The 20,457-nt window shown below is 61.3% G+C and carries 23 protein-coding genes; 21 read left to right on the plus strand and 2 right to left on the minus strand.

Annotation, left to right across the window (positions count from 1 at the left end):
• Positions 1–4: 4 nt before the first annotated feature.
• The gene (locus tag LB558_RS20240) at positions 5–157 is read right to left on the minus strand and encodes a hypothetical protein (protein WP_081714296.1); all 153 of its coding nucleotides are present in this window, start codon (positions 155–157) and stop codon (positions 5–7) included.
• Between the two features lie 299 nt (positions 158–456).
• On the opposite strand from LB558_RS20240, the gene coaD reads away from it, so the two are divergent.
• The 7 genes from coaD to tgt all read left to right on the plus strand — a co-directional run bounded on the left by coaD (position 457) and on the right by tgt (position 5,104).
• A complete protein-coding gene (coaD, locus tag LB558_RS20245) occupies positions 457–957 on the plus strand; it encodes a pantetheine-phosphate adenylyltransferase (protein WP_224699158.1) in 501 nt (166 codons plus the stop codon).
• 167 nt (positions 958–1,124) lie between these two features.
• Positions 1,125–1,619, plus strand: a complete 495-nt coding sequence (locus LB558_RS20250) for a peptidylprolyl isomerase (RefSeq protein ID WP_224699282.1) — start codon at positions 1,125–1,127, stop codon at positions 1,617–1,619.
• Between the two features lie 40 nt (positions 1,620–1,659).
• On the plus strand, positions 1,660–2,172 hold the full coding sequence (locus tag LB558_RS20255; protein WP_127258901.1) for a peptidylprolyl isomerase: 513 nt from the start codon (positions 1,660–1,662) through the stop codon (positions 2,170–2,172).
• 12 nt (positions 2,173–2,184) lie between these two features.
• The gene (locus LB558_RS20260) at positions 2,185–2,634 is read left to right on the plus strand and encodes a DMT family transporter (RefSeq protein ID WP_027036714.1); all 450 of its coding nucleotides are present in this window, start codon (positions 2,185–2,187) and stop codon (positions 2,632–2,634) included.
• The gene (queA, locus tag LB558_RS20265; RefSeq protein ID WP_224699159.1) at positions 2,634–3,722 is read left to right on the plus strand and encodes a tRNA preQ1(34) S-adenosylmethionine ribosyltransferase-isomerase QueA; all 1,089 of its coding nucleotides are present in this window, start codon (positions 2,634–2,636) and stop codon (positions 3,720–3,722) included. The genes LB558_RS20260 and queA overlap by 1 nt, the downstream gene beginning before the upstream one ends.
• A complete protein-coding gene (locus tag LB558_RS20270) occupies positions 3,712–3,981 on the plus strand; it encodes a hypothetical protein (RefSeq protein ID WP_127258905.1) in 270 nt (89 codons plus the stop codon). The genes queA and LB558_RS20270 overlap by 11 nt, the downstream gene beginning before the upstream one ends.
• Positions 3,974–5,104 carry a tRNA guanosine(34) transglycosylase Tgt gene (gene tgt / locus LB558_RS20275; protein ID WP_224699160.1) on the plus strand — a complete coding sequence of 377 codons (1,131 nt, stop codon included), beginning with the start codon at positions 3,974–3,976 and terminating at the stop codon, positions 5,102–5,104. The genes LB558_RS20270 and tgt overlap by 8 nt, the downstream gene beginning before the upstream one ends.
• A gap of 5 nt (positions 5,105–5,109) precedes the next feature.
• Here the strand turns inward: tgt and LB558_RS20280 are convergent, their stop codons facing one another.
• Positions 5,110–5,529 (minus strand): DUF4864 domain-containing protein, encoded by a 420-nt coding sequence (locus LB558_RS20280; RefSeq protein WP_224699161.1) that lies wholly within the window; start codon positions 5,527–5,529, stop codon positions 5,110–5,112.
• A 265-nt stretch (positions 5,530–5,794) separates the two neighbouring features.
• Here LB558_RS20280 and LB558_RS20285 point away from each other — a divergent pair, with 265 nt between their 5' ends.
• The 14 genes from LB558_RS20285 (at position 5,795) to LB558_RS20350 (ending at position 20,454) form a co-directional block, all read left to right on the plus strand.
• On the plus strand, positions 5,795–6,031 hold the full coding sequence (locus LB558_RS20285; protein ID WP_127258914.1) for an Lrp/AsnC family transcriptional regulator: 237 nt from the start codon (positions 5,795–5,797) through the stop codon (positions 6,029–6,031).
• Positions 6,032–6,202: 171 nt separating this feature from the next.
• On the plus strand, positions 6,203–7,615 hold the full coding sequence (locus LB558_RS20290; RefSeq protein ID WP_224699162.1) for a circularly permuted type 2 ATP-grasp protein: 1,413 nt from the start codon (positions 6,203–6,205) through the stop codon (positions 7,613–7,615).
• Between the two features lie 91 nt (positions 7,616–7,706).
• The gene (locus tag LB558_RS20295; protein ID WP_224699163.1) at positions 7,707–8,648 is read left to right on the plus strand and encodes an alpha-E domain-containing protein; all 942 of its coding nucleotides are present in this window, start codon (positions 7,707–7,709) and stop codon (positions 8,646–8,648) included.
• 85 nt (positions 8,649–8,733) lie between these two features.
• Positions 8,734–9,528: a transglutaminase family protein gene (locus LB558_RS20300; protein WP_224699164.1), complete on the plus strand. Its 795-nt coding sequence runs from the start codon at positions 8,734–8,736 to the stop codon at positions 9,526–9,528.
• A 31-nt stretch (positions 9,529–9,559) separates the two neighbouring features.
• Positions 9,560–10,291, plus strand: coding sequence for a peptidase (locus tag LB558_RS20305; protein WP_013531816.1), 732 nt, complete (start codon positions 9,560–9,562; stop codon positions 10,289–10,291).
• 101 nt (positions 10,292–10,392) lie between these two features.
• Positions 10,393–11,802 (plus strand): pyridoxal phosphate-dependent decarboxylase family protein, encoded by a 1,410-nt coding sequence (locus tag LB558_RS20310; RefSeq protein ID WP_224699165.1) that lies wholly within the window; start codon positions 10,393–10,395, stop codon positions 11,800–11,802.
• A 78-nt stretch (positions 11,803–11,880) separates the two neighbouring features.
• Positions 11,881–12,648: a DeoR/GlpR family DNA-binding transcription regulator gene (locus tag LB558_RS20315; protein ID WP_127258922.1), complete on the plus strand. Its 768-nt coding sequence runs from the start codon at positions 11,881–11,883 to the stop codon at positions 12,646–12,648.
• Between the two features lie 126 nt (positions 12,649–12,774).
• Positions 12,775–14,301: a glycerol-3-phosphate dehydrogenase gene (gene glpD / locus LB558_RS20320; protein ID WP_224699166.1), complete on the plus strand. Its 1,527-nt coding sequence runs from the start codon at positions 12,775–12,777 to the stop codon at positions 14,299–14,301.
• Positions 14,302–14,343: 42 nt separating this feature from the next.
• Positions 14,344–15,423, plus strand: coding sequence for an ABC transporter ATP-binding protein (locus LB558_RS20325; protein ID WP_224699167.1), 1,080 nt, complete (start codon positions 14,344–14,346; stop codon positions 15,421–15,423).
• Positions 15,424–15,433: 10 nt separating this feature from the next.
• Positions 15,434–16,501, plus strand: coding sequence for an ABC transporter ATP-binding protein (locus LB558_RS20330; RefSeq protein ID WP_224699168.1), 1,068 nt, complete (start codon positions 15,434–15,436; stop codon positions 16,499–16,501).
• Complete coding sequence (locus LB558_RS20335) at positions 16,502–17,368, plus strand: carbohydrate ABC transporter permease (protein ID WP_013531810.1); 867 nt, start codon at positions 16,502–16,504, stop codon at positions 17,366–17,368. It abuts the gene before it with no gap.
• A 1-nt stretch (position 17,369) separates the two neighbouring features.
• Entirely contained in the window at positions 17,370–18,293 is a 924-nt protein-coding gene (locus LB558_RS20340; protein WP_224699169.1) for a carbohydrate ABC transporter permease, read from the plus strand.
• Between the two features lie 67 nt (positions 18,294–18,360).
• Entirely contained in the window at positions 18,361–18,648 is a 288-nt protein-coding gene (locus LB558_RS20345; protein WP_127258932.1) for a DUF2160 domain-containing protein, read from the plus strand.
• A gap of 78 nt (positions 18,649–18,726) precedes the next feature.
• A complete protein-coding gene (locus LB558_RS20350) occupies positions 18,727–20,454 on the plus strand; it encodes an ABC transporter substrate-binding protein (protein ID WP_057145741.1) in 1,728 nt (575 codons plus the stop codon).
• Positions 20,455–20,457 lie beyond the last annotated feature (3 nt).

Consider the following 20,457-nt stretch of genomic DNA (forward strand, 5'->3'; position numbering starts at 1 on the left):
TTTATCAGTAGTGGCGATATGGCTTGCGCGGGCCGAAGCCTTCGAAGCGCTTGGTGTTTGCCTTGACGCGGATGCGTTGTGCCTCCTGATGCAGCCCAAATACGGTGGCGATCAGCATGGCGACGGTCATTGCGGTGGCGAGCATGTAGATCAGCATGTGCGTGTTCTCCTGCGCCTAACAACGGATAGATGGGATTTTGGTTTCATCTTATTAAGGTGCAACCTAGTGAACGCTGCGTGAAGGCTTCGTGATCAGCGTGTTCATCTGTCGTTCATGTGCCGGAAAAGGTTTCACGGCCGGCGCGCCGATCGGATTTGCCTTTGCGAGAGAGGCTCGCTAGAGCCTGTTCCATCTTGATGGACGGAAGATGGAACAGGCCCTAGCTTTCATTTGAGCATGATCTTTTCCAAAAACCGGTTTCCACTTTTTGGGATCATGCATTAGAAGCACCAGCCATGACTGAACGCATCGCCCTCTATGCCGGCTCTTTCGACCCGCTGACCAACGGCCATCTCGATGTGCTGAAGGCCTCGCTGGCCGTGGCCGACATCGTCTATGCGGCGATCGGCATCCATCCGGGCAAGCAGCCGCTGTTTTCCTTCGAGGAGCGGGTGAAGCTGATCGAGACGGCGACGAGGACGGAATTCGGCAGCGACGGCGCCCGTATCAAAGTCGTCGCCTTCGACGGGCTGGTGATCGATGCGGCCAGGAAGCACGGCGCCTCGATCATGATTCGCGGCCTGCGCGACGGCACCGACCTCGACTACGAGATGCAGATGGCCGGCATGAACGAGACCATGGCACCTGAGCTGCAAACGGTTTTTCTTCCCGCCAGCCCCTCCGTGCGCACCATTACCGCCACACTCGTCCGCCAGATTGCCTCGATGGGGGGTGATATCCGCCCCTTCGTTCCGGCGGCTGTCGCTGGCGCGCTCACCGCAAAATTCAAGAAATGATGCATGTCGCTCAAAAGTGGAAGCCGGTTTTGAGGCAACGACATGCATAAACACAAAAATCCCCGGAGACAGATATGCAGCTGAAAAAGCTCGCCTCGTTCCTCATTGTGCTTGCCGGCCTTGTGACCGCATCGGTCTCGGCCTTCGCCGCCGACCCGGAAAACACCATGATCATCACGCTGAAGGACGGCGACGTCACCATTGCGCTTCGGCCCGATCTGGCGCCCAAAAACGTCGCGCAGATCAAGAAGCTGGTGCGCCAGGGCGTCTATGACAACGTCGCTTTCCACCGCGTCATAGACGGCTTCATGGCGCAGACCGGCGACGTCAAGTTCGGCAACATCAAGAAGGGTTTTAGCGCCCAGGCCGTCGGCACCGGCGGTTCCGACCTGCCCGACCTGCCGGCCGAATTCTCGCAGGCCGAACACTACAAGCGCGGCGTGGTCGGCATGGCCCGCTCGCAGGACCCCAACTCCGCCAATTCGCAGTTCTTCATCATGTTCGCGCCGGCGCCGCCGCTCGATGGCCAGTACACCATCGTCGGCAACGTCGTCAGCGGTATGGAACTGGTGGACCAAATCAAGAAGGGCGACGAAGCGGACAATGGCACGGTCACCGACCCCGACCAGATGATCAAGGTGCGCATCGCCGCAGACAAGTAAAATTGTCAAATAACTCTGTTTTCTCAAAAGGATATCTGACATGGCCGAAATCAAGGACCGCGAGAACGCGCTCATCATGGAAACGACCAAGGGCACGGTCGTCATCGAACTTTTCCCCGACCTGGCGCCGGGCCATGTCGCCCGCATCAAGGAACTGGCTAGGGAGGGCGCCTATGATGGTGTGGTCTTCCACCGCGTCATCGAAGGCTTCATGGCGCAGACCGGCGACGTCAAGTTCGGCAATTCCTCGAAGCCTTCCTTCGCGCCGTCCCGCGCGGGCATGGGCGGCTCTGAAAAGCCGGATTTGAAGGCCGAATTTTCCAACGCCAACCATGCTCGCGGCACCTGCTCGATGGCCCGCTCGCAGAACCCGAACTCGGCCAATTCGCAGTTCTTCATCTGCTTCGACGATGCCGCTTTCCTCAATCGCCAGTACACGGTCTGGGGCCAGGTCATCGAAGGCATGGACAATGTCGACAAGATCAAGCGCGGCGAGCCGGTGCAGGATCCTGACAAGATCGTGTCGCTGAAGGTCGCGGCCGACGTCAAGTAAGGGCAAACGACAATGATGGGCGTCGTCTGGTCGCTTCTCGGCATCCTGTCCGGCGCCTTCATTGCCATTCAGGCGCCGATCAATTCGCAGCTCGCGCGCGGCCTGGGTCTCCCGGTCGCTGCGGCTGCGTTTTCGTTCCTGTCGGGCGCGATCGTGCTCGGCATCATCTCCGTTACAGTGGTGAAGCTGCAAGGCATCTCGCTCGACTGGAAGGCGCCGGCACCCTGGCTGTTCGTGGCCGGCGGCATGCTCGGCGGTTTCTATGTCACGCTGTCGACGATTCTCACGCCACGCATCGGTGCTGCCGCGCTGATGGCGTTTCTGGTCGCCGGCCAGTTGCTGGCCGGCATGCTCATCGACCGCATCGGCTTCCTCGGCGTCGCGGTGCGTGAAATCTCGCTCGGCCGCATCGCCGGCGCGGTGCTGCTGCTGGCCGGAGCGCTGCTCGTCCGGCTCTACTGATGCGCGTCGACCTCTTTGACTTCGACTTGCCGGAGGAGCGCATTGCGCTTCGCCCGGCGGAGCCGCGCGACAGCGCCAAGATGCTGGTGGTCAAATCAGGCGAAGGGCTCGACGACCGCAGGGTTGGCGACCTGCCGTCCTTGCTCAAGGCCAGCGACGTGCTGGTGTTCAACGACACCAAGGTCATTCCAGCGCAGCTCAAGGGCATCCGGCGGCGGGGCGAGGCGACGGCGCAGGTCGAAGCCACACTGCACATGCGCATGGCGCCGGACCGCTGGCTGGCCTTCATGCGGCCGGGCAAGCGCATCGCAGCCGGCGACCGCATCCATTTCGGCCACGACGGCAATTCCTGTTTCCTCGGTCAGCTCGACGCCACGGTGATCGAGAAAGGCGAGGGCGGCGAGGCGCTGCTTGGCTTCGACCTGTCGGGCCCCTTCCTCGACGAAGCGCTGCACGCGGTCGGCCACATTCCGCTGCCGCCCTACATCGCCTCGAAGCGCGACGACGACGAACGCGACCGGGCCGACTACCAGACCATCTATGCCCGCGAGGAAGGCGCCGTCGCGGCACCGACCGCAGGCCTGCATTTCACGCCGGAACTGTTTGCGGCGCTCGACGCCAAGGGCATCGAATGCCGCTTCGTCACCTTGCATGTCGGCGCCGGCACGTTCCTGCCGGTGAAGGCGGACGACACCGCCGACCACAAGATGCATGCCGAGGTCGGTTCGGTCAGCGCGGAAACAGCGGACGCGCTGAATGCGGCCAAAGCGGGGGGTGGGCGCATTGTCGCCGTCGGCACGACCTCGCTGCGTCTGCTGGAGAGCGCGGCGCGTGAGGACGGCACTCTGCTTGCCTGGTCTGGTCCGACCGACATCTTCATCACGCCCGGCTACCGTTTTCGCACCGCCGACATGCTGATGACCAATTTCCATCTGCCGCGCTCGACGCTGTTCATGCTGGTTTCGGCCTTCAGCGGCCTCGACACGATGCGTGCGGCCTATGCGCATGCGATCGAGAACCGCTACAGATTCTATTCCTATGGCGACGCAAGCCTGCTTTTCCGAGCGGAGACGAGCGATGGACGATGATCTGCAAGCCTTTGACCGCGATGCGCTGATCGCGGAGGTGAAAAAATTGCGCGCCGGTATTCGCCAGCATCGCGACGCAACCGGCCATGAATTGTGCTGGCATCACCCCGATCTGTGGGACCTTCTGCCGGAAAAAACCGAACCGGCAATCGCCGTGCCGCCCTGGCCAAAATTCATGCGCGGCTGCATCCACTACCGCCAGTCGCTCGACAATCAGGCGCCGGACGCCCCGATCCACGACAAGGAATTCAATGGCTAAGCCGTTCAGCTTCAAGGTTCTGGCAACCGACGGCAAGGCGCGGCGCGGCGTGATCGATATGCCGCGTGGCGAAATCCGCACGCCAGCCTTCATGCCGGTCGGCACCGGCGGTACCGTCAAGGCGATGTATATGGACCAGGTGCGCGGTGTCGGCGCCGACATCATCCTGGGCAACACCTATCATCTGATGCTGCGACCCGGCGCCGAGCGCGTGGCGCGGCTCGGCGGCTTGCATGAATTTGCCCGCTGGCCGCATCCGATCCTGACCGACAGCGGCGGTTTCCAAGTGATGTCGCTGTCGAAGCTGAGGAAGCTGACGGAAAAGGGCGTCACCTTCCGCTCGCATATCGATGGCGCCGCCTACGAGATGTCGCCGGAGCGGTCGATCGAAATCCAGGGACTGCTCGATTCCGACATCCAGATGCAGCTCGACGAATGCACGGCGCTGCCGGCCGAAATGAAGGAGATCGAGCGCGCCATGGAGCTGTCGCTGCGCTGGGCCGAGCGCTGCAAGACGGCGTTTGGAGACCAGCCGGGCAAGGCGATGTTCGGCATCGTGCAAGGCGGCGACAACACGGCGCTGCGGGTGCGTTCGGCCCAGGCGCTGAGCGCGATGGCGCTGAAGGGCTATGCAGTCGGCGGCCTGGCCGTCGGAGAACCGCAGGCGGTGATGCTCGAAATGCTCGACATCACCTGTCCGGAACTGCCGGCGGACAAACCGCGCTATCTGATGGGCGTCGGCACGCCGGACGATATCCTGAAATCGGTGGCGCGCGGCATCGACATGTTCGACTGCGTGATGCCGACGCGGGCCGGCCGCCACGGTCTTGCCTATACAAGGCGCGGCAAGGTCAATCTGCGCAACGCCCGCCATGCCGACGATCCGCGCCCGTTGGACGAGGAAAGCGATTGCCCGGCCGCCCGGGACTACTCGCGCGCCTACCTGCACCATCTGGTGCGCTCGCAGGAAGCGCTCGGCGCCATGCTTTTGACGTGGAACAACCTTTCCTACTATCAAAAGCTGATGCAGGACATCCGCGCCGCCATCGAGGCCGGCACCTTCGAGACGCGCGGCGCGGAAATCACCGAGGGCTGGGCGAGGGGCGATATTCCGTTGCTGTGAGGGCTTCAGGTGCTCAATGAATTCGACGCGCGCAGGCTGCAGCCGGTGATCTGGAACGTGCCGTCGGGCTGTTGCTGCAACGTATAGACCGCTTCGTAGTCCTTGCCGTCGGGGCCGACGATCAGCACCTGCTGGACGATCGAACCCGGAGCCGTCTCCTCGACCTTGCCGAAGGAATAGGTTTGCGGCTTGCGCACCGGCGGGTAGCCATTGGTCACCATGTTCATGAAGGCATCGACGGTCGGGAAGATCCGTTTCACATTCGGAGCGGCGAAGCTGTAGGCGGTGGCGCCGTCATTGGCGATGAGGGCCTTTAGCTGACCGTCGATGACAGACTGGCTTGCCTTGATCTCGGCATCGCCGGCCAATGCCGACGACACAAAGAGGAATGGAACGACTGCGATTGCGAAAAAGGCGCGGCGCATGGCCTGTCTCCGTTGTCCCGCGAAATATCTTCCCTCGAAATGGCGCTGTCCGAAGGCGCATCATAACATACGCTTGGCAGCGCATCGCGGTTTCAGCGATTGCGAATACTCGTTGGCGATCGGCGGCAGGTTGCATGCTGGTGCAGAGCTGCGGGAGGTCGTAGCCCACGTCCCGGGTCGACTGAGCATTCATTCCAGCGCTTGAAAGCCCGCCTCCAGTCTGCCAGAAGGGCCGCTGGACTTGGACGTTTAGCGGGACGAAGCCATGAAGGCGTTTTTCGTGCAGATCAAATGCGAGCTGGGTAAATCCTATGAGGTTGCCAGCGCGCTTGCCGATGCCGAGATCGCCTCGGAAATCTACTCCACCGCCGGCAACTACGACCTGCTCGCCAAATTCTATGTCGACGACGAGGAAGACGTCGGCCATTTCGTCAACGAAAGGGTGCAGATTCTCCCCGGCATCAAGGACACGTTCACCGTCGTCACGTTCCGCGCATTCTAGCTGGTAAACCCATTTGCCCGGGCACGAGGCAAAGCCTGACCAAGGTCATATTTCAGCTGCCTCAATTTTAGGCAGGCGCAACATACTGATCGCCCGTATCTCCCAAATCACCGATTGCGCTTGATTTTCTCCGGCGACGCCAGTGAAATGGCGTCACAGGGGAGTATGCGATTGGCAGCGTTCGATGAAATGCTTCCGGAAGTCTCCGGATTGAGAAGACCGTATTCGGCTTATGATCGCTGGCTGAAGGAGCAGGACCCAGCCAGGTTGACCGAGAAGATGCAGGACGCCGAACGCGTCTTCCGCAAGACCGGCATCACCTTCGCCGTCTATGGCGAGCAGGAGGCTTCCGAGCGGCTGATCCCGTTCGATATCGTTCCGCGCATCATTTCAGGCAATGAATGGCGGCGCCTCACGCAAGGCATCGAGCAGCGCGTGCAGGCGCTGAACGCCTTTCTCGACGACATCTACCATCGCCAGGAAATCCTGCGGGCAGGGCGCGTCCCCTGGGAATTGATCGCCAGAAACGAGGCATTCCTGCCGGAGATGATCGGGGTAAGGCCGCCGGCCGGCGTCTACACCCACATCATCGGCGTCGACATCGTCCGCATCTCGGAGGACGAATTCTACGTGCTGGAGGACAATGCGCGCACGCCATCGGGCGTCTCCTACATGCTGGAGAACCGCGAGACGATGATGCAGCTGTTCCCCGAGCTGTTCCAGAAGATCAAGGTGCGGCCGGTGGAAAACTACCCGCAGCTTCTGCGCCAGTCGCTGGCGGCGGTGCGGCCGCAAAGCACCAAAGGCGCGCCGACCATTGCGGTGCTGACGCCCGGCAGTTTCAACTCCGCCTATTTCGAACACGCCTTCCTCGCCGACCAGATGGGCGTGCAGTTGGTCGAGGGCCAGGACCTGCGCGTGGTTGACGGCCATGTCGCGATGCGCACGACCGAAGGCTACAAGCAGATCGATGTGCTTTACCGCCGCGTCGATGATTCTTTCCTCGACCCGCTGACGTTCCGTCCGGACTCCGCTCTTGGAATACCCGGCATCATGGATGTCTATCGCGCCGGCAACATCACCATCGCCAATGCGCCGGGCACGGGCATTGCCGACGACAAGGCGATCTATTCCTACATGCCCGAGATCATCGAATTCTACACCGGCCGCAAGGCGATCCTCGGCAACATTCCGACCTGGCGCTGCTCTGAGCCGGACAGTCTGAAATACGTGCTCGAACACATCGACGAACTGGTGATCAAGGAAGTCCACGGTTCCGGCGGCTACGGCATGCTGGTCGGACCGGCGGCCACCAAGAAGGAATGCGAGACATTTGCCAAGAAACTCCAGGCAAAACCCTCGAATTATATAGCCCAGCCGACGCTGGCGCTGTCGACATGTCCGATCCTGACGGAAAAAGGGTTGGCGCCGCGCCATGTCGATCTCAGGCCTTATGTGCTGGTCTCCGATCGTATCCAGATCGTGCCGGGCGGGCTGACCCGCGTTGCGCTGAAGGAAGGTTCGCTGGTTGTAAACTCGTCGCAGGGTGGCGGGACGAAAGATACTTGGGTGTTGGATGATTGAGACGAGCAGGGGGGACGCAGCATCATGAGACGCATTCTTCCCTATTCGCTACTCCCTATTCGCTACTCGCTCAAAATCGGGGCACGTTGACATGCTTCTCGGCCGCACCGCCAACGGGCTCTACTGGATGAACCGCTACATCGAGCGGGCCGAGAATATGGCGCGGCTGGTCGATGCCGGCCTGCGCATGGCGCTGACTCGTACCCAGAGCGCCTCGGAAGAGTGGAATTCGGTGCTGCTCAGCGCTGGTTCCGACGTCACCTTCAGCCAGAAATATTCTGACTATACCGCCGCCAACGTCTCCGACTTCCTGTTGCGCGACACGTCGAACCCGTCGAGCACGATGGCGTCGATCGAGACGGCCCGCAACAATGCCCGCATGGTGCGTACCGCGCTGACGCGCGAAACCTGGGAAAGCATCAACGAAGCCTGGATGTCGCTGAAGCGGATGCTGGCCAAGCCGATCGACGAGCGCGACCTGCCCAGCGTGCTAGACGCCATCAAGCGCGAGACGGCGCTGATCCGCGGCTCATTCTACGGCACCATGCTGCGCAACGAGATCTTCGACTTCTCGCAGCTCGGCACTTATGTCGAGCGAGCGGACAACACGGCGCGCATCCTCGACGTGAAATATTATGTGCTGCTGCCGTCGATCTCCTGGGTCGGCTCGACACTCGACAATTATCAGTGGGAATCGATCCTGCGTTCGGTCTCGGCCCATCGCTCCTATCGCTGGGTCTACGACGCCGATTACAAGCCGACCAACATTGCCGATTATCTGATCCTCAATGTCCGCATGCCGCGTTCGCTGATGTTCTGCTATCGCTTCCTGTCGGAGCATCTGAAATTCCTCGGCGACGATTACGGCGAACGGCATGCCTGCCACGCAACGGCCGAGAAGACGCAGACAATGCTGAGAGCCGGGTCGATCAAGGGCATATTCGACGCGGGCCTGCATGAGTTCCTGGCCAATTTCATTCGCGACAACACCAAGCTGGGCGAAGAGATCGCACAAGATTATCGGTTCAATTGAGCATGGTCCCGACAGGTGGGAGCCGGTTTTCTCAGACAAACGAAGCCGTTTGTCCGGAGATCGTGCTCACAAACGGAATAGAAGCATGCGGCTGAAGATTACCCACCGGACCGAGTACCGTTACGATGCGCCGGTGCACTATCTGTTGCAGCGGCTGCGGCTGCTCCCAGTCAGCGGGTCAACGCAGACCGTTCTGTCCTGGGCTCTGGCGATCGAAGGCGCGCGCGAGGAGGTCCGCTTCGTCGACCATTTCGGCAACGACACAAGGCTGTTGAGCGTCGAGGGCGAGCGCGACTTCATCACGGTGGAGGCGTCGGGCGAGGTGGTGACGCGCGACACCGCGGGCATCTCCGGGCCACATCAGGGCTTTACGCCGCTCTGGCTGTACAGCCATGAAACGCTATTGACGACGATCGGCAGCGGTGTTCGCGATATCGCCGCATCGGTCGGCAAGGGCAGCGACATTGAAAGGCTGCACCGGCTGATGGCCATCATTGGCGAACGCGTCGCCTACACGCCCGGCACCACCAATGCGACGACGCCGGCGGAGGAAGCCTTGGCGCTGAAAACCGGTGTCTGCCAGGATCACACCCATATCTTTGCCGCCGCGGCGCGCGCCATGGGCTTTCCGGCTCGCTATGTCAGCGGCTATCTGATGCTGGATGCCACGGTCGAGCAGGCAGCCAGCCATGCCTGGGCCGAAGCGCATGTTTCGGGTCTCGGCTGGGTTGCCTTTGATGCCGCCAATGGCATTTCACCCGACGAGCGTTATGTAAAGGTGGCAACGGGCCGCGATTACCGCGATGCCACGCCGGTGTCGGGAATTCGGCTGGGACAGGCGGAAGAACAGCTTGCGGTCACCGTCACGGTGGAGCAGTAATCCGCCAGCATTTGCCGTTAGAAGAGATTCCATGACTTATTGCGTTGGCCTGAAGATCGATCGCGGGCTCGTGTTCATGTCGGACACGCGAACCAATGCAGGCATGGATTCCATCTCCACCTTTCGCAAGATGCATGTCTGGGAAGAACCGGGCGAGCGTGTCATCGTTTTGATGTCGGCGGGCAATCTGGCGACGACGCAGGCCGTGGTCAGCCTGCTTGACGAGCGCACCAAGGCGATCTCCGAAAGACATTCCACGCTGCTCGAAACGCCGTCGATGTACCAAACGGTCCGCATTGTTGGCGACACGGTCAAGGAGGTCATCGCCAATTCGTCACCCGCTGGCGAGAAGGCGGATTCCTATTTCAATGCGTCCTTTATCCTAGGCGGCCAGATCAAGGGCAGCGAGCCGCGCCTGTTCATGATCTATCCCGAAGGCAATTTCATCGAGTCGACCGATGACACGCCGTTTTTCCAGATCGGCGAGACCAAATACGGCAAGCCGATCATCATCCGCGCCTATGAAAAAACGATGAGCCTAGCCGAGACGGTGAAACTGCTTTTAGTGTCGTTCGATTCGACGTTGAAGTCGAACCTGTCCGTCGGCTTGCCGCTCGACCTGCTCTTCCTGGAGAAGGACGCCTTCAAGGTCGGATTGAAGAAGCGGATCGGCCAGGACGACCAGTATTACCGCACGATCTCCGACGGCTGGTCGAATGCGCTGAAGACGGCCTTTGCCAGCCTGCCGGATTTCCCTGGCTGAGGCGTGCGGCATCCTTTGCTGGTTGCATATATTTCACGCGTTAATTAATAACGAGACCGGCCGCGATGGATGGTGGCGATGGATCATGTCGGGAGGACAGGATGAACAACGATGATTTCCGGCACTGGTCGCGGCGCGCCGCCGACTGGGGCGCTGACTATCGCAACAATCTGCGCGACCGCCCCGTGCGGCCACTGGTAGAACCCGGCGCCATTTCTAGAAGCATTGAGGTTTCGCCGCCCGAAGACGCCGAACCGATGGACCGGATCTTCGCCGACTTCGAAGACAAGATCCTGCCGGGAATGACTCATTGGCAGCATCCGCGCTTCTTCGCCTATTTCCCGGCCAATGCGGCGCCGGTCTCGGTGGTGGCGGAATATCTGGTTTCGGCGATGGCCGCGCAATGCATGCTCTGGCAGACGTCACCTGCGGCGACCGAACTCGAAACGCGCACCGTCGACTGGATGCGCCAGGCGCTCGGCCTGCCGGAAGGTTTCTCGGGCGTGATCCAGGATTCAGCCTCATCGGCGACGTTGGCCGCGGTGCTGACCATGCGCGAACGGGCACTCGACTGGCAAGGCAACAAACAGGGCTTGGCGGGGCAGGCGCGGCTTCGCATTTATTCCTCCGACCAGGTCCACACTTCGATCGACCGGGCGATCTGGGTGTCAGGCATCGGCGAGGACAATCTCGTGCGCATTCCGGTGGGCGGCCGCTTTCGCGCCATGGACACGGCAGCGCTCGATGCGGCAATCACCGCCGACCGGGAAGCCGGCATGCTGCCGGCGGGCGTCATCGCTTGCGTCGGCGGCACCAGCACCGGCGGCACTGACGACATCGCGGCGGTGGCAGAGGTGGCGCGGCGGCATGGGCTTTATCTCCATGTCGACGCCGCCTGGGCGGGATCGGCGATGATCTGTCCGGAGTATCGGCATTTCTGGACAGGCGTCGAAGGCGCCGATTCGATCGTTTTCAATCCGCACAAATGGCTGGGCGCACAGTTCGACTGCTCGATCCAGTTCCTGCGCGATCCCGAGAGCCATGTCAGGACGCTGGCCATCAAACCGGACTATCTGAAGACGCACGGTCATGACGGTATCATCAACTATTCCGAATGGTCGGTACCGCTCGGCAGGCGATTTCGCGCGCTGAAATTATGGTTCCTGCTGCGCGCCCATGGCCTGGAACGCCTGCGCACGATGATCCGCAATCATGTCGCCTGGAGCGAAGGGCTGGCAGCGCGGCTGGCAAGGGAGCCGGATTTCGAGATCGTCAGCGAACCGATGCTGTCGTTGTTCTCGTTCCGGCACAAGACCGCAACCGACGCGGACGAGCACAACCTGCGCCTTGTCAATGCGATCAACGACGATGGCCGCATCTACCTGACGCAGACGAGGGTCGATGGCAGGATCGCAATCCGGTTCCAGGTCGGACAGTTCGAGGCGACCGCCGCCGATGTCGAAACGGCTTTTGTTGTGATTGCTGAAATCGCACGTGGCCTGGATCGCTGATTTCGTTAGCCGGCTCATGCCTTTTCATCGGTTTCGTTTTCGACTATAGACAAGAAAAACGAAAACGGGAGGTTGCCCATGTATCTGTCGCCGCGCCATGCCGAGATTATTCAGATGGCCAAGGATCATGGCCGCGTGCTGGTCGATGATCTGGCCACCCACTTCAATGTCACGCCGCAGACCATACGCAAGGACCTCAACGATTTATGCGACCAGCGGCTGCTCTCGCGCATCCATGGCGGCGCGCTGTACCCCTCCGGAATCGAAAACATGGAGTATGAGGCGAGACGCAAGATCGCCGCCGACGAGAAGGAAGCGATCGGCCGCGCGGCCGCCAGGCTGATCCCCGACAACGCCTCGCTGTTCATCAACATCGGCACCACGACCGAGTCGGTCAGCAAGGCGCTGCTCGATCATAACGGGCTTATGGTCATCACCAATAACATCAATGTTGCCAATAGGATGCGGATATATCCGTCGATCGAGGTGGTGATTGCCGGCGGGGTTGTGCGCGGTTCCGATGGCGGTGTGGTGGGCGAGGCGGCGGTCGACTTCATCAGGCAGTTCAAGGTTGATTACGCGGTGATCGGCGCATCCGCCATCGACCATGACGGCGCCTTGCTCGACTTCGATTTTCGCGAGGTCAAGGTGGCGCAGGCGATCATCGCCAATGCAAGGCATGTCATCCTGGTTTCAGACCAGACCAAATTCGAGCGAACCGCACCGGTGCGCATCGGCCATCTGTCGCAGGTCAACACCTTCATCACCGATCGTTGCGACATCCCGTCGGTGCGCAAGATTTGCCAGGAGGCTGAGGTTCAACTGATCGAGACGTCGCTCGCCTAGGCGGTTTTCACCTGATATCACGCGCTCGTGATATTTCGTTTGACATTCGTTATCATTTCGAAATAATTCCGACACGGTTTCGTAAAAGCACAAAAATGGTGCAATGCGAAATCGCTGGAGGAATTTGTGGACGCATCTCCGATCCGTGACATTTTCGTCATAGGTGGCGGCATCAATGGCTGCGGTATCGCCCGTGATGCCGTTGGGCGTGGCTTTTCCGTCTTTCTCGCCGAGATGAACGATCTTGCCAGCGGGACCTCCTCGGGCTCGACCAAATTGATCCATGGTGGCCTGCGCTATCTCGAATTCTACGAATTCCGCCTGGTGCGCGAGGCGCTGATGGAGCGCGAGGTTCTGTGGAAGAACGCGCCGCACATCATCTGGCCGATGCGCTTCGTGCTGCCCTATGCCAAGGGCCTGCGCCCGGCCTGGCTGATCAGGCTCGGTCTCTTCCTCTACGACCACATTGGCGGACGCAAATTGCTGCCGGCGACCCGGACGCTGGACATGGCCAGGGATCCGGCCGGCAAGCCTTTGAAGCCGCTGTTTAAAAAGGCCTTCGAATATTCGGATGGCTGGGTCAATGATGCGCGGCTGGTGGCGCTGAACGCGCGTGATGCCGCCGACCGCGGCGCGACGATCCGCACCCGTACGAAAGTGACCGGCGCGCGCCGCGAAAACGGTCTGTGGACGATCCAGATCGAGGACCTGCAAACCGGCGAGACCGAGGAGATCAAGGCGCGCCTGCTGGTCAATGCCGCCGGCCCCTGGGTCGATCATGTGCTTTCCGGCGTCGTCGGCCTCAACGATGTGCACAATGTCCGCCTCGTGCAGGGCAGCCACATCGTGATCCCCAAGAAGTTCGACGATCCGCGCGCCTATTTCTTCCAGAACAGGGATGGCCGCATCATCTTCGCCATTCCCTATGAGGAAGAGTTCACGCTGATCGGCACCACCGATCAGGATTATCCCGGCGATCCGCATGACGTGAAGATCAGCGACACCGAGATCGATTACCTCTGCGCCGCGGCAAGCGAATATTTCGCGCAACCGGTCAAGCGCTCGGACATTGTCTGGACCTATTCGGCCGTCCGTCCGCTCTATGACGACGGAGCCTCCAAGGCGCAGGAAGCGACGCGCGACTATGTGCTCAAGGCCGATGGGGGCGAGGGCGCGGCCCCGATCGTCAACGCCTTTGGTGGCAAGATCACCACCTATCGCCGGCTGTCGGAATCGATGCTGGACAAGATCGAGGGTTTTCTCGGCAAACGCGGCAAGCCGTGGACGGCGAACGCGCCGTTGCCGGGCGGAGATTTCCCGGCCACCGGTTTCGATGCCGAAGTGGCGAAACTGAAGACCGCCTATCCATTCCTCGACGCGCGCCTCGCCCGCCGGCTGACCCGGCTGTATGGCACCCGCGCAAGGATGCTGTTGGGGCTGGCCAAATCGAACGTCGATCTCGGCCGCAACTTCGGCGCCGATCTCTATGAGGCCGAGGTGCGCTATCTCGTTCAAAACGAATGGGCTGTCACATCAGAAGATGTATTGTGGCGCCGGACCAAGCGCGGTCTGCATCTCAGCCGCGAGCAGGTGGCGGCTCTCGATGAATTCATGCGCGGCCTAAGCCGGCGACATGTCGCGGCTGCCGAATGAAGAGGGGTTTGAGCTGATGCAGAAAGCCTGGGAGGAGGCGTCATGCTGGAACTGAGAAACGTCACCAAGACGGTCGGTGCGGTCGCGCATATAAGCGACGTGTCGCTGACGCTCCAGCACGGCTCGCTCAACGTCCTGCTCGGACCTACGCTGTCCGGCAAGACCAGCCTCATGCGGCTGATGGCCGGCCTCGATGTGCCGACATCCGGTTCGATCTGGTTCGACGGCCAGAATGTCACCGGCGTGCCGGTGCAGAGGCGCAAGATCGCCATGGTCTACCAGCAATTCATCAATTATCCGGCGATGACCGTCTATGAGAACATCGCTTCGCCGCTCAGGGTGGCCGGCACCGATCAGGCGACAATCGACAAGGAAGTGCGCAATGCCGCCGCACTTCTCAAGCTGACACCCTATCTCGACCGCACGCCGCTCAACCTGTCCGGCGGCCAGCAGCAGCGCACCGCGCTGGCGCGCGCTATTGTCAAGAACGCCAGCCTGGTCCTGCTCGACGAGCCGCTCGCCAATCTCGACTACAAGTTGCGCGAAGAGCTGCGCGCCGAATTGCCCAGGATTTTCGCCGCTGCCGGCACCATCTTCGTCTATGCCACGACCGAGCCGCACGAGGCTCTGCTGCTTGGTGGCAACACGGCGACGCTTTCTGAAGGGCGCATCACCCAGTTCGGACCGACCATCGAAGTGTTCCGCAAGCCTGCCGACCTGGTGACAGCCCGGACGTTTTCCGATCCACCGCTCAACACCATCGTGCTCGCCAAGAAGGGCCGGGACTTCCTGCTGGAGGGGGGCGTGAACCTGCCGGTGCCGGCCGAACTGTCCGGCATTGCCGACGCCATCTATACGGTCGGCTTTCAGCCGCATCACCTGTCGCTCGATCGGCCCAACGCGGCGGCGGTGCCGGTGCGGGCCAAGGTGACGATCACCGAGATCACCGGGTCGGAGAGTTTCATCCATCTCGATTTCGCCGATGCGCGCTGGGTCATGCTGACCCACGGTATCAGGCATTTCGAGCCTGACGAAGTGGTCGAGGTGTTCATCGATCCGCGCCACATCATGGTTTTCGACGAGCACGGCCGCGCCGTGAGCGCGCCGAAGCTGGCGGCTTGAGGGGAAAGAGATGGCGCGCATCGACGTCAACCATGTCAGGCATTCCTATCTGCCCAACCCGCAGAAGGATTCCGATTTCGCGCTGCGGGAAGTGCATCACACCTTCGAGGACGGTGGCGCCTATGCGCTGCTCGGGCCGTCGGGCTGCGGCAAGACCACACTGCTCAACATCATTTCGGGATTGCTGCATCCCTCGCATGGCCAGCTGCTGTTCAACGGCAAGGACGTGACCAATTTGTCGACGCAGGAACGCAACATCGCGCAGGTGTTCCAGTTCCCGGTCATCTACGACACCATGACCGTCTACGACAATCTGGCCTTTCCGCTGCGCAACCGCGGTGTGCCGGAAGCCGATGTCGACCGCAAGGTGCGCGAGACGCTGGAGATGATCGACCTGGCGTCTTGGGCGAAGAAGAAGGCGAGGGGCCTGACCGCCGACCAGAAACAGAAGATATCGCTCGGCCGCGGGCTGGTGCGCTCCGACGTCAACGCCATCCTGTTCGACGAGCCGCTGACCGTCATCGACCCGCATATGAAATGGGTGCTGCGTTCGCAACTGAAGCAGCTGCACCGCCGCTTCGGCTACACCATGGTCTATGTGACCCACGACCAGACCGAGGCGCTGACCTTCGCCGACCAGGTCGTGGTCATGTATGACGGCGGCATTGTGCAGATCGGCACACCGGCCGAACTGTTCGAGCGGCCGCGCCATACTTTTGTCGGTTATTTCATCGGCTCGCCCGGCATGAACGTCATGCCGGTGGCGATCGACGGCAAGACGGCGACGCTCGGGTCGCAGCGGATCGAACTGCCGGGCGCACCCAAGGCAGGCAGCGGCGCCATCGAGCTCGGTATCCGTCCCGAATACGTCCGGCTTGGCCGCGACGGCATGGCCGTGCAGGTCAGCAAGGTCGAGGATCTCGGCCGCCACAAGGTGGTGCGCGCCAAACTCGAAGGCCGCGACATCGCGGCCGTCATCGGCGAGGACGAGGCGGTGCCGACCGACCCAAAGGTGCGGTTCGATCCGGCCGGCATCAACATCTATGCCGATTCCTGGCGCGTCGAGATGGGGGCATAGATGGAAAAGACCTGGAACAACAAGGCCTGGTTCCTGGTGCTGCCGGTGCTGGTGTTGGTGGCGTTCTCGGCGGTCATCCCGCTGATGACCGTCGTCAACTATTCAGTGCAGGACACTTTCGGCAACAACGTCTTCTTCTGGGCCGGCACCGAGTGGTTCGAGGAACTGCTCTCTTCCAGCCGCTTCTGGGAGGCGATGGTCCGCAACCTGATCTTCTCCTTCATCATCCTCGCCATCGAAGTGCCGCTCGGGATCTTCATCGCCCTCAACATGCCGAAAAAGGGCTGGGGCGTGCCGGTCTGCCTGGTGCTGATGGCGCTGCCGCTGTTGATCCCGTGGAACGTCGTCGGCACCATCTGGCAGGTCTTCGGGCGCAACGACATCGGCCTGCTCGGCTACTACGTCAACGCGCTCGGCATCGACTACAACTACGTGCAGGACCCGTTCGACGCCTGGGTCACTGTCATCATCATGGATGTCTGGCACTGGACCAGCCTGGTCGTGCTGCTCTGCTATGCCGGCCTGGTCTCCATTCCGGACGCCTTTTATCAGGCAGCCAAGATCGACGGCGCCTCACGCTGGGCAGTGTTCCGCTACATCCAGCTGCCGAAGATGAACCGGGTGCTGCTGATCGCCGTGCTGCTGCGCTTCATGGACTCATTCATGATCTACACCGAGCCGTTCGTGGTGACGGGCGGCGGCCCCGGCAACTCGACGACGTTCCTGTCGATCGACCTCGTTAAGACCGCGCTTGGCCAGTTCGACCTCGGTCCGGCCGCGGCCATGTCGCTGGTCTACTTCCTCATCGTCCTTCTGCTGTCATGGGTCTTCTACACCGTGATGACCAACTACGACGCGGAGCGCTGAGATGAGCGGCGCCAATGAAAGAACGACGGGGCAGGACAGAGTGAGCGAAACGACGGCTTCGGAAGGACTTGCCAGCGCAATGTCGCAGGACCAGATCGCGCGGCTGATGCGCCGTCGCGGCGAGGAATCGCGTTGGTGGTGGATCGTGCCGACGGTCTACATCATCGTGCTTTTGCTGCCGATCTACTGGCTCATCAACATGAGCTTCAAGACCAATGCGGAGATTGTCTCCTCGCTGACGCTCTATCCGCATGCGCCTACGATCGCCAACTACGTCACCATCTTCACCGATGCGTCCTGGTATTCGGGTTATATCAACTCGATCACCTATGTGGTGATGAACATGGTGATCTCGGTGGCAGCGGCGCTGCCGGCGGCCTACGCTTTCTCGCGCTACCGCTTCCTAGGCGACAAGCATTTGTTCTTCTGGCTGCTGACCAACCGCATGGCGCCGCCGGCGGTGTTCGCGCTGCCGTTCTTCCAGCTCTATTCGGCATTCGGCCTGATCGACACCCATATCGCGGTGGCGCTGGCGCACTGCCTGTTCAACGTGCCGCTGGCTGTGTGGATCCTCGAAGGTTTCATGTCGGGTGTGCCGAAGGAAATCGACGAGACCGCCTATATTGACGGCTATTCGTTCCCGCGCTTCTTCGTCAGGATATTCATGCCGCTGATCGCAAGCGGCATCGGCGTCGCCTGCTTCTTCTGTTTCATGTTCTCGTGGGTGGAACTGCTGATCGCCCGCACGCTGACCACCACCGATGCCAAGCCGATCGCCGCCACAATGACCCGCACCGTTTCGGCCGCCGGCATGGACTGGGGCCTGCTCGCCGCCGCCGGCGTGCTGACGCTGATCCCAGGTGCACTCGTCATCTGGTTCGTGCGCAACTACATCGCCAAGGGCTTCGCCCTGGGGAGGGTATGATGAAACAAACGCACGAGTTCATCCGCAACACCATCGCCAAGGGCTTCGCCCTGGGGAGGGTATGACCATGAATTTCGACCTCACCTGGATGGCGTGGACCTGGCCGACGGCGGCCTTTTTCGGGACCATTCTTCTGCTGCTGTGCGGCATGGCGGCGTGGGAATACGCCTCGCCGGGCGGCAATCCGCGCGTCGGCGTGCTGCGCTTCGAGACGACGCGCGGCGATCGTCTTTTCCTGTCGCTGCTTGGCAGCGCCTTTATCCATCTCGCTTGGTTGGGTCTTGTCGGATCCAATTTGTGGTGGGCTCTCGCTCTCTCCGTGGTCTACGCCGTTGGCGTGTTCCGCTACGTATAGAGGGGGAAACTGTTGGAGCGACCGCGTGCCGGCGGCCGCTCCAGATCGCACTTGAAACCTGTAACGTGGAGGAAACACATGCGACGGCAATTTTTAACATCAACGACCGCCCTTGTCCTGTTGCTCGGGGTCGGCAATGCCTATGCCGGGATGGACGAGGCAAAAGCCTTCCTGGACAAGGAAATCGGCCCGCTTTCGACGCTCGACCGCGCCGGCCAGGAAGCCGAAATGCAGTGGTTCATCGATGCCGCGAAGCCTTTCGCCGGCATGGACATCAAGGTCGTTTCGGAAACCATCGCCACCCACCAGTATGAATCGCAGGTGCTGGCCCCGGCCTTTACCGCCATCACCGGCATCAAGATCACGCATGACGTCATCCAGGAAGGCGACGTCGTCGAGAAGATCCAGACCCAGATGCAGACCGGCCAGAACCTCTATGACGGCTGGGTCAACGATTCCGACCTGATCGGCACCCACTGGCGCTACCAGCAGGTGCGCAACCTGACAGACTGGATGGCGGGCGAGGGCAAGGATGTCACCAACCCGAACCTCGACCTGAAGGACTTTATCGGCACCTCGTTCACGACGGCTCCGGATAAGAAGCTCTACCAGCTTCCCGACCAGCAGTTCGCGAACCTCTACTGGTTCCGTTATGACTGGTTCAACGACGAGAAGAACAAGGCGGACTTCAAGGCCAAATACGGCTACGACCTCGGCGTTCCCGTCAACTGGTCGGCCTACGAAGACATCGCCGAATTCTTCACCGGCCGTGAGATCGACGGCAAGAAGGTCTATGGCCACATGGACTACGGCAAGAAGGACCCGTCGCTCGGCTGGCGGTTCACCGACGCCTGGCTGTCCATGGCCGGCAATGGCGACAAGGGCCTGCCGAACGGTCTGCCGGTCGACGAATGGGGCATCAAGGTCGACGAGAATTCTCGGCCCGTCGGCTCCTGCACGGCGCGCGGCGGCGACACCAATGGCCCTGCCGCCGTCTACTCGATCCAGAAGTACCTCGACTGGCTGAAGGCCTACGCTCCGGCCGAAGCGCAGGGCATGACCTTCTCTGAATCCGGCCCGGTTCCGGCTCAGGGCGCGGTTGCCCAGCAGATCTTCTGGTACACCGCCTTCACCGCCTCGATGGTCGATGCCGGCGCAAAGGCAGTTCTGAACGACGACGGTACGCCGAAGTGGCGTATGGCGCCGTCGCCGCATGGTGTCTACTGGAAGGACGGCATGAAGCTCGGCTATCAGGACGTCGGTTCCTGGACACTGATGAAGTCGACACCGACCGACCGCGCCAAGGCCGCCTGGCTCTACGCGCAGTTCGTGACCTCGAAGACCGTCGACGTGAAGAAGAGCCATGTCGGCTTGACCTTCATCCGGCAGAGCACGATCGACGACAAGAGCTTCACCGAGCGCGCTCCGAAGCTCGGCGGCCTGATCGAGTTCTACCGCTCGCCGGCGCGCGTGCAGTGGTCGCCAACCGGCACCAACGTGCCTGACTATCCGAAGCTGGCGCAGCTTTGGTGGCAGGCGATCGGCGATGCGTCGTCGGGTGCCAAGACGGCGCAGGAAGCGATGGACTCGCTCTGCGGCGAGCAGGAAAAGGTGATGAGCCGCATCGAGAAGTCGGGCGTCCAGGGCGATATCGGCCCGAAGATGGCCGAAGAGCATGACCTCGCCTACTGGAACGCCGACGCGGTCAAGAAAGGCAATCTCGCTCCTCAGTTGAAGATCGAGAACGAGAAGGAAAAGCCGATCACCATCAACTACGACGAACTGGTGAAGAGCTGGCAGAAATAACCT

This window comes from Mesorhizobium sp. CO1-1-8 (assembly GCF_020164875.1).
GTDB lineage: Bacteria > Pseudomonadota > Alphaproteobacteria > Rhizobiales > Rhizobiaceae > Mesorhizobium.